Source organism: Streptomyces sp. JK94, from assembly GCF_053613315.1.
Genome location: NZ_JBSICH010000080.1, coordinates 1 through 4,761 on the forward strand (window position 1 = coordinate 1; position 4,761 = coordinate 4,761).

The following is a 4,761-nucleotide window of genomic DNA, read 5'->3' on the forward strand; positions in this document are numbered from 1 at the left end:
GAGATGCCCGGCCTGATGGCGATCCGCAGGGAGTACGCCGAGGCCCGGCCTCTCGCCGGCGCCCGGGTCACCGGTTCCCTGCACATGACCGTGCAGACCGCGGTGCTCATCGAGACCCTGGTCGCCCTGGGCGCCGAGGTCCGCTGGGCCTCCTGCAACATCTTCTCCACCCAGGACCACGCCGCGGCCGCCATCGCCGTCGGCCCGAACGGCACGCCCGACAATCCGCAGGGCGTTCCGGTCTTCGCCTGGAAGGGCGAGAGCCTGGAGGAGTACTGGTGGTGCACGGAGCAGGCGCTGACCTGGCCGGACACTCCCACCGGCGGCCCGAACATGATCCTGGACGACGGTGGTGACGCCACCCTCCTGGTCCATCAGGGCGTCGAGTACGAGAAGGACGGCAAGGTTCCCTCGCCCGACACCGCCGAGTCCGACGAGCACCGTGTCATCCTCGAGCTCCTCACCCGCACGGTGAGTGAGAGCCCGCAGAAGTGGACCCGGCTGGCGTCCGAGATCCGCGGCGTCACCGAGGAGACCACGACCGGTGTCCACCGTCTGTACGAGATGCACCGCGACGGCACCCTGCTGTTCCCGGCGATCAACGTCAACGACGCGGTGACGAAGTCGAAGTTCGACAACAAGTACGGCTGCCGCCACTCCCTCATCGACGGCATCAACCGTGCCACGGACGTCCTCATCGGCGGCAAGACGGCCGTGGTCTGCGGCTACGGCGACGTGGGCAAGGGCTGCGCGGAGTCCCTGCGCGGCCAGGGCGCCCGCGTCATCGTCACCGAGATCGACCCGATCTGCGCCCTGCAGGCGGCGATGGACGGCTACCAGGTCACGACGCTGGACGAGGTCGTCGACCAGGCCGACATCTTCGTCACGACGACGGGCAACAAGGACATCATCATGGCCTCGGACATGGCCAGGATGAAGCACCAGGCGATCATCGGCAACATCGGCCACTTCGACAACGAGATCGACATGGCCGGCCTCGCCAAGATCCCCGGCGTCGTCAAGGACGAGGTCAAGCCGCAGGTCCACACCTGGACCTTCCCCGACGGCAAGGTCCTCATCGTGCTGTCCGAGGGCCGCCTGCTGAACCTGGGCAACGCCACCGGCCACCCGTCGTTCGTGATGTCCAACTCCTTCGCGGACCAGACCCTGGCCCAGATCGAGCTGTTCACCAAGCCCGACGCGTACCCGACCGACGTGTACGTGCTGCCCAAGCACCTGGACGAGAAGGTCGCCCGCCTCCACCTCGACGCGCTCGGCGTCAAGCTGACCACGCTCCGCCAGGAGCAGGCCGACTACATCGGCGTCAACGTCGAGGGCCCGTACAAGGCGGACCACTACCGCTACTGAGTCCGCGTCACAGCCGGCGGGGACACGTCCGTGCCCCGGCACGCGCCTCCGCCGACTGCCGGCCCCTCCGAGACAGGCCCCCGCACCCCCGTGCCGGGGGCCTGCCCCGTCGGCGCCTCAGCGGCCGGACCAGCAGCCCGTCACCACCCAGGACCACCATGCCCCGAGGCCGTTATTCGCTCCACGACCCGCACGACCACACCCCCTTCGCGGAAGAACACTTCCAGTGCGCCCCCGGCCCCTCCGGCTGGCGCTACGTCTCCCGGCTGACCACGCCCACCGGCGACCACCAGGGCTCCGTCGACCTCGCTCTCGACGAACTCGGCCGCCCCATCCGCCTCGCACTCCACGCCACGAGCTGGCAGGTGCGCGGCGCGGCCATCGACGGCGTCACCTGGGTCCGTACCGACCCCACCGGAGTCCACGCCACCGAAGGCAATGCGCGCGCCCACGCCTTCACCGGCTCGTCCCCGGCCTTCCTCGTCGCCGTCACCCGTCTCCTGCGCCTCACCCCCTCCGCACCGGCCACCCGCGTACGCCTCGTCGCCCTCACGGACCCGGTCCTCGCCCCCCGCACCGTGGACCAGTCCTGGGCCTTGCTGGACAGAGAAGCACACGCCACTGACAACGGCCCCCTCACTGTGGACGCATACCAGGTCACAGCCCTGGACACCGGTGAACAGCACACCGTGCACCTCGCCGGCGACGTCGTCCTGGCGGCCCCCGGCGTCGAGCTGGAGGACCTGGAGTCACCGCCGTCCGTCTTCCCGTGAACGACGTCGGGCGACGGGCTCGGCGAAGCAGCCTGCCCCGCCTACGCAGGGGGCACGAACCCGGTTCCGGGACGGCCGTCGGACCGCGTCTTGCGCGTCTCCTCGGGCTCCCCTCCCCGCGCGGGCCCGGTCGGCCGTGCTCCGGGAGCCACGCCCGAGGGCGTCACGGGAGCCTCGCCCCAGGGTGCCGCGGGAGGGGCCACCGACGGCGGCACCGACGGCGGCACCGGGTAAGCCCGCGGAGGCGAAGCGACGGGCACCGTCACCGCCGTCCCCCCGGCCGCGGCCCCGAAAGCCCGCCGGGCCTCCCGAGCCTGCCGCTCCTGCACCACCGCCGCCAGATAGGCGGCCGGCGGAACCCCCTGCGGCGCCGGCGCCCCCGTACGGGCCACCACGTCGGCGGCGAGCCGTTCCGCGATGGCCCAGCCGACCCGGGGGTCCAGTTGCCCCATCCGTGTCAGGTACTGACGGACGGCGAGCCACAGGTCGTCGGGCACCGCGGACAGGTCCAGCTCCGCGAACCGGCCGGCCAGCCAGGGCGGAGAGGGCGGCAGGTAGCCCCCCGGCGCGACCGGCACCCGCTCCCGCACGACCAGAGTCCCCGCGAAGACGTCTCCGAGCCGCCGCCCCCGCGCCGACACCAGCGAGGCGATACAGGCGACGACACCGAACGTCATCAGGATCTCGATCACCCCGATCAGGCCCCGCACCAGCGAGTGCCGGAACCGGATCGGTCCACCGTCGTCCCGCACCACCCGCAGACCGCACGCCGTCTTCCCGAGCGACCGCCCGTGGCTCAGCGTCTCCACGGCGATCGGCCCGCCCACCAGCACGAGGACGAAAGCCGCGATCGACAGCGCGGTCTGCGCCGCCGTGTCCAAGGAGGCGGTGGAAGCCACCAGTACGACGGTCACCGCCACGTAGACGGCGACGGCCACCGCCAGATCGAGCAGGACGGCCAGCGCCCTGCTGGGCAGCCTCGCGGGACGCAGCTCCAACGCCACGGCCTCACCCGTCACCAGCTCACTCACGCCTGCCGCCCTTCCCCTGACTGCCCCCGTCCCCGCCAGTCTGCCAAGCTGAGGACACACCACGCCGCAGTACGACAAGCTGATCCACGACGAGCCGCCGACGATAGCCGAGGAGCAGGCACCCCGATGGACCTCGACGTCTTCGTCTCCGCCCACCGAGCGGAGTGGGACCGCCTCGACGCGCTGCTCCGGCGCCGGAGCCGGCTGACCGGCGCCGAGACCGACGAACTCGTCACCCTCTACCAGCGCACGGTCACCCACCTCTCCCTGCTCCAGTCCAGCGCGCCCGACCCGCAGCTGACCGGACGGCTCAGCCAGCTGGTGGCACGCGCGCGCAACGTCGTGACCGGCACCCGCCGAGCCTCCTGGCGCGACGTCACCCGCTTCCTGACCCACCAGTTCCCGGCCGCCGTCTACCGGGCGCGCCACTGGTGGGTTCCCACCGCACTCCTGTCGACCGCCGTCGCGGCGCTCCTGGGCTGGTGGATCGGAACCCATCCGGAGGTGCAGTCCACCATCGCCGCGCCCAGCGAACTGCGCGAGCTGACCCGCCCCGGCGGCCAGTACGAGACGTACTACTCGAGCCACCCCGCGGCCTCCTTCGCCGCACAGGTATGGACGAACAACGCCTGGGCCGCCGCCCTCTGCCTGATCCTGGGCGTCTTCCTGGGCCTGCCCGTCATCTGGATCCTGTTCCAGAACATGCTCAACCTGGGCGTCGGCTTCGGCCTGATGTCGTCGGCCGGCCGCCTCGACACCTTCCTCGGCCTCGTCCTCCCTCACGGTCTGCTCGAACTGACCGCCGTCTTCGTGGCCGCCGGCACCGGTCTGCGTCTGGGCTGGACGCTCATCGACCCGGGCCCGCGCACCCGGCGCACCGCCCTCGCGGAGGAGGGCCGAACCGCCATCGGCATGGCGATCGGCCTCGCCCTGGTGCTCTTCGTCTCCGGTGCGATCGAAGGCTTCGTCACCCCCTCCGGCCTGCCCACCTGGGCGCGCATCACCATCGGGGTGGTCGCCGAGCTGGCTTTCCTCGCCTACGTCTACGTCCTGGGCGGGCGGGCCGTACGAGCCGGTGACACGGGCGACGTCGAGGCGTCCGAGCGCAGCGCCACCGTGCCGACGGCCGCCTGATGTGCATCGGGCCCCGGAGAGCTGCTAGTGTCCTCTTCGTTCCCGCAAGAGCCGTTGACACGGAGCGAGCGGGGAGGTAGATTCAAACAGTTGCCTGTAGATGGGTTCACCCCAGAGGGCAACTATGAGAATCTATCTGCTTCCTTCCGGATCCTTGAATTCGGCGAAGCACTCTCCCGATGAATCGGAAATGAACGGCCGGTCAGTCCGGCCCGGAACTTCTGATAAAGTCGGAACCGCCGGAAAGGGAAACGCGAAAGCGGGAACCCGGAAAGCACCGAGGAAATCGGATCGAAAAGGATCTGATAGAGTCGGAAACGCAAGACCGAAGGGAAGCGCCCGGAGGAAAGCCTGAGAGAGTCTCTCGGGTGAGTACAAAGGAAGCGTCCGTTCCTTGAGAACTCAACAGCGTGCCAAAAGTCAACGCCAGATATGTTGATACCCCGACCTGATCG

4 protein-coding genes are annotated in these 4,761 nt (G+C 70.2%); 3 read left to right on the top strand and 1 reads right to left on the bottom strand.

Annotated features, from left to right (window positions below; genetic code table 11):
• Both ahcY and ACVV2G_RS33220 read left to right on the top strand, forming a co-directional pair.
• Positions 1 to 1,368, top strand: a 1,368-nt coding sequence (gene ahcY, locus ACVV2G_RS33215; RefSeq protein WP_453846482.1) for an adenosylhomocysteinase, incomplete at its 5' end; no start/stop codon positions are given.
• A gap of 158 nt (positions 1,369 to 1,526) precedes the next feature.
• Positions 1,527 to 2,141, top strand: coding sequence for a hypothetical protein (locus ACVV2G_RS33220; protein ID WP_453846483.1), 615 nt, complete (start codon positions 1,527 to 1,529; stop codon positions 2,139 to 2,141).
• Positions 2,142 to 2,182: 41 nt separating this feature from the next.
• On the opposite strand, the gene ACVV2G_RS33225 is transcribed toward ACVV2G_RS33220, so the two are convergent.
• The gene (locus ACVV2G_RS33225; protein ID WP_453846484.1) at positions 2,183 to 3,172 is read right to left on the bottom strand and encodes an RDD family protein; all 990 of its coding nucleotides are present in this window, start codon (positions 3,170 to 3,172) and stop codon (positions 2,183 to 2,185) included.
• 126 nt (positions 3,173 to 3,298) lie between these two features.
• On the opposite strand from ACVV2G_RS33225, the gene ACVV2G_RS33230 reads away from it, so the two are divergent.
• Positions 3,299 to 4,306 (top strand): stage II sporulation protein M, encoded by a 1,008-nt coding sequence (locus tag ACVV2G_RS33230; RefSeq protein ID WP_453846485.1) that lies wholly within the window; start codon positions 3,299 to 3,301, stop codon positions 4,304 to 4,306.
• Positions 4,307 to 4,761 lie beyond the last annotated feature (455 nt).

Excerpts from the sequence above, each read along its gene's own strand:
- ACVV2G_RS33220 (WP_453846483.1), top strand. The coding sequence starts at position 1,527 with ATGCCCCGAGGCCGTTATTCGCTCCACGACCCGCACGACCACACCCCC.
- ACVV2G_RS33230 (WP_453846485.1), top strand. The coding sequence starts at position 3,299 with ATGGACCTCGACGTCTTCGTCTCCGCCCACCGAGCGGAGTGGGACCGC.